Genomic DNA, 4,915 nt, shown 5'->3' with positions numbered 1-4,915 from the left:
CCACCCCACCCAACACACCAACCCCACTCAACAAACCACCCACATCCATCACCACAGCCCGCAACACACGCTCAAACCGCCCCACCAACCGCTCCACCGACACCCGATCAAACACATCAGTCGAGAACTCGACGAAGCCGGCCAGTCCGCCGGGCCCACCGGCCGCTTCGACACGCTCGGTGATGTCGAAATAGAGGTCGAAGCGCGCGGTCCCCGTCGGCGCGTGTTCGGGAGTGATGTCGAGGCCGGGCTGACCGGACTCCTGTGCGGCGAAGTTCTGCAGGGCGAGCAGCACCTGGAACAGCGGGTGGTGGTTGGGCGAACGGTCCGGGTTGAGGACCTCGACGAGGTGGTCGAACGGCACGTCCTGGTTCTCGTACGCGGCGAGCGCGGTCTCCCGCACCCGGCCCAGCAGCTCCCGGAACGACGGGTTCCCCGACGTATCCGTCCGCATCACCAGCGTGTTGACGAAGAACCCGACCAGGTCGTCGAGGGCACGGTCGGTGCGGCCGGCGACCGGGGTGCCGATCGGGATGTCGTCCCCGGCGCCCAGTCGCGACAACAGCACCGCGAGGCCCGCCTGCAACACCATGAACAGGCTCGCGCCCTCGGCCCGCGCCAGTTCACTCAGCTTGCGATGCAGCTCCGCGTCCCACTCGAAGGTGACCACATCGCCGCGGTAGGAGGCCGTCGTCGGACGAGGGCGGTCGGTCGGCAGCGCCGTCTGCTCCGGGATACCCGCCAACTGCTCTTTCCAGTAGGTGACTTGGCGGGACAGCAGACTGTTCGGGTCCTCCTCGTCGCCGAGCAGGTCCCGCTGCCAGAGCGTGTAGTCGGCGTACTGCACCGGCAGCTCGGGCAGCTCCGCCGCGCGGCCCTCGCAGCGGGCGGCGTAGGAGGTCATCAGGTCGCGCGAGAGCGGCGCGAAGGACCAGCCGTCGGAGGCGATGTGGTGGATCAGCAGCAGAAGGACGTGCTCGTCGTCCGCCAGCCGGAAGAGGCCGGCCCGTACCGGGACCTCCGTGGACAGGTCGAAGCCGTGGCGGGCCGCCGCGTCGAGCGCCGGGCGCAGCTCGGGCTCGGTGACGGGGACGACGGGCAGCTCCGGGCGGGCCTCGTCCGGCTCCAGGATGTGCTGGTAGGGCTCGCCGTCGGTCTCCGGGAAGACCGTACGCAGGGATTCGTGCCGCTCGATGACATCGGCGAGGGCGGCGCGCAGCGCCTCGACGTCCAGGCGGCCGCGCAGCCGCAGCGCCCACGGCATGTTGTAGGTGGCGCTCGGGCCCTCCAGGCGGTGCAGGAACCAGAGCCGGCGCTGGGCAAACGACAAGGGGATCATGATCAGCGGGTCTCCTTCGTCGGACGCGGCCTACGGGTCAGCGCCGGGCGTATTTCGGTGAATTCATCGAGCCGCTCGGCCAGTCCGGCGACGGTGGGCGCCTCGAACAGGGCCCGGATGGGGACTTCGGCGCCCAGTTCCTCACGGATCTCGCTGATGAGGCGGGTGGCGAGCAGGGAGTGGCCGCCGAGGTCGAAGAAGTTGTCGTCGATACCGGCCGCCTCGACGCCCAGTACCCCGCGGAACAGCCGGCAGAGGGTTTCCTCGCGCGGCGTCCTGGGCGCGCGTCCGCCCACGCTCTCGAACTCCGGGGCGGGCAGCGCCCGCCGGTCCAGCTTGCCGTTCAGGGTCAGCGGCAGCACCTCAAGGGTGACGACCGCGGCGGGCACCAGGTACTCCGGCAGCCGCTCCTTGGCGTACGCCCGCAGCTCGGCGCCGTCCGGCGCGGTGACGTCCGGCCCGGTGCCGTCCGGCTCGCTCCCGGGCTCCGCGGGCACCACGTAGGCGACCAGTCGGCGGTCCCCCGGCCGGTCCTCCCGGACCACGACCGCGCACCGGCCGATCCGCGGATGGGCCGCGAGGACGGCTTCCACCTCGCCGGGCTCCACCCGGTAGCCGCGGATCTTCACCTGGGTGTCGGCGCGGCCGAGGAATTCGAGCTGTCCTGCGGAGTTCCACCGCACCAGATCCCCGGTCCGGTACATCCGCCCGCCGCCCGCCGGGCCGAACGGATCGGCCACGAACCGCTCCGCCGTCATCCCCGGTGCCCGCAGATAGCCCCGGGCGAGCCCCGCGCCGGCGACGTACAGCTCGCCCGCGGCACCGGGCGGCACCGGCGCCAGCGCCTCGTCGAGAACATAGGCGCGCACATTGCGGATCGGGCCCCCGATCGGGGGGACGGCGAGCGCCGGTGTGCCCAGCGGGCTGCTGGTCGTCGCGCAGACCGTAGTCTCCGTCGGGCCGTAGGCGTTGAACATCCGGCGGCCCGGGGAGAGGCGCTCGACCAGTTCGGGCGGGCATGCCTCACCGGCGGTGACGACACAGCGCAGGGTCGGCAGGTCGCCGTCGGGCAGTGAGGCGAGCACGGCGGGCGGGGCCACCATGTGCGTGATGCCGGATTCGCGGACCGTACGGGCCAGTTCGGCGCCGACTACCCCCTTGCGGCCCTGCGGTATGACGAGCGTCGCGCCGCTGAGGAAGCACATCACCAGGTCACCGACGGACATGTCGAACGCCGCGGCGCCGACCTGGAGCACCCGGCTGTCCGGACCGACGCCGAAGCGGGCTATCTGGTCCAGCGCCACATTGACCAGCCCGGCGTGCGGCACGACGACGCCCTTGGGCTCGCCCGTCGACCCCGAGGTGTAGATGAGGTAGGCCGGGTGCCGGGGGTCGAGGGGAGCGGTCCGGGCCGCGGTCGCGGGCGCCGGGAGGTCGTCCGAGTCCAGGTCCAGTACGGGTGTCGCACCGTCGCCGCCGCTCAGCAGCCGGACGGCCGCGGTGCCGCCGTCCTGCCACGCCGCATGGTGCAGCACCAGGGCGGGCCGGGCGCCGTCGAGCATCCGGGTCAGCCGCTCGGCGGGGGCGTCGGGGTCGAGTGGCAGGCAGACCGCACCGGCCTTGAGCACGCCCAGCACACCGACCGCGAACTGTGCGGAACGGGTCAGCGCCAGGGCGACCACGTCCTCCGCCCCGATCCCCCGGCCGAGCAGGTGGCGCGCCAGCCGGCCGGCCCGCGCGTCGAGCTCGGCGTACGAGAGCGCCGCTGCACCGTCCCGTACCGCCACCGCGTCCGGTGTCGCGGCCACCTGGCGTTCGAAGAGTGCCACCAGATCGGCGGGGGGTGTCGCGGTGTCGGTGGCGTTCCAGGTGCCCAGTGTCCGGGTGCGCTCGGCCTCGGTGAGCAGGTCGAGGGAGCGGACGGGGCGCTCCGGCTCGGCCAGCAGGCGGCGGAGCAGCAGCTGCCAGCGGTCGATCACCGAGGCGATGGCCGCCTCGTCGAACAGGTCGGTGTTGTACTCCACGCCGATCGCGATGCCGTGCGGACGGTCGCGCCGCGCCTCGTCCCGCAGCTCGCTGACGCTGAAGAAGAGATCGAGCTTGGCGCTTCCGGTGCGCGGCGTGCCCGCGTAGCCGATGTCGAGGTCCGGCAGCCGCAGCTCGGTCTCGGGCGCGTTCTGCACGGCGAGCGAGACCTGGAAGAGCGGGTGGTGGGAGAGAGACCGCTCGGGGTTGAGGGCCTCCACCAGGTACTCGAAGGGCACGTCCTGGTTGGCGTACGCGGCGAGCGCGGTCTCCCGCACCTGCCGTACGAGCTCCCGGAAGGACGGGTTCCCCGATGTGTCGGTCCGCATCACCAGCGTGTTGACGAAGAACCCGACCAGATCGTCCAGCGCCTCGTCCGTGCGCCCGGCGATCGGGGTGCCGATCGGGATGTCATCCCCGGCACCGAGCCGCGACAGCAACGTCGCCAGCCCCGCCTGCAACACCATGAACAGGCTCGCGCCCTCGCTGCGGGCGAACTCGGTGAGTGCGGCGTGCAGTTCGGCACCCCACTCGAAGGCGGCCAGATCTCCTCGGTAGGAGGTGACGGCGGGCCGGGGCCGGTCGAAAGGCAGCGCGATCTGCTCGGGCAGACCGGCCAGCTTCTGCTTCCAGTAGGCGATCTGCCGCGCCAGCACACTGGCGGCGTCGTCGCCGTCGCCGAGCAGTTCGTGCTGCCACTGGGCGTAGTCCGCGTACTGCACGGGCAGCTGCGGCAGCTTCGGGCGCTCGTTCTGCCGCCGGGCCTCGTAGGCGGCCATCAGGTCCCGGGACAGCGGCGCGAACGACCAGCCGTCCGAGGCGATGTGGTGCATGAGGATCAGGAGGACGTGTTCGTTCTCGCCGGTCGTGAAGAGGGAGACCCGCAGGGGGAGTTCACCGGCGAGGGCGAAGCCGCGGCGGGCCGCCGTGTCGAGTGCGGACTGCAGACCCGCCGCGCCGACGGTGGCCGTGTGCAGTGCCGGCCGGGCGTCCTTCGGGTCGAGGATGAGCTGGTAGGGCTCACCGTCGGTCTCCGGGAAGACCGTACGCAGGGATTCGTGCCGCTCGACGATGTCGGCGAGCGCCGCGCGCAGCGCCTCGACGTCCAGCTTCCCCGTCAGTCGCAGCGCCCACGGCATGTTGTAGGTCGCGCTCGGGCCCTCCAGACGGTGCAGGAACCAGAGCCGGCGCTGAGCAAAGGAGAGCGGCACCCGGTCGGGGCGCTCCCGCGGCTCCAGCGGTATGCGGACGCCGTCCGAACCATCGAGACGCACGCCGAGTTCGGCGACGGTGGGTGCTTCGAAGAGAGCCCGGACCGGCATCTCCAGCCCCAGAACACTGCGAATACGACTGGCCAACCGCGTAGCCAGCAACGAATGCCCACCCAGATCAAAGAAGTCGTCATCAATACCGACCCCCGAAACACCCAACACCTCACCGAAGAGATCACAGAGCACCTCCTCACGCGGCGACCTCGCCACCCGACCACCAGAGCCCTCCCACTCCGGCACCGGCAAAGCACCCCGATCCAACTTCCCATTCACCGTCACC

Annotated in this window: 2 protein-coding genes; both read right to left on the bottom strand. The window is 71.5% G+C overall.

Going from position 1 to position 4,915, the window contains the following annotated elements; all coding sequences use genetic code 11:
• Positions 1-1,339: condensation domain-containing protein (locus IH09_RS35905; RefSeq protein WP_240150555.1), on the bottom strand; the 1,339-nt coding region annotated here is incomplete at its 3' end.
• Between the two features lie 2 nt (positions 1,340-1,341).
• A partial coding sequence (locus IH09_RS35900; protein ID WP_446750511.1) for an amino acid adenylation domain-containing protein occupies positions 1,342-4,915 on the bottom strand: 3,574 nt, incomplete at its 5' end.

This window comes from Streptomyces celluloflavus (genome assembly GCA_000720995.1).
Taxonomy (GTDB): domain Bacteria; phylum Actinomycetota; class Actinomycetes; order Streptomycetales; family Streptomycetaceae; genus Streptomyces; species Streptomyces celluloflavus.
The sequence above is the reverse complement of the archived record's forward strand: the minus strand, read 5'-3'. Positions and strand labels throughout refer to the sequence as shown.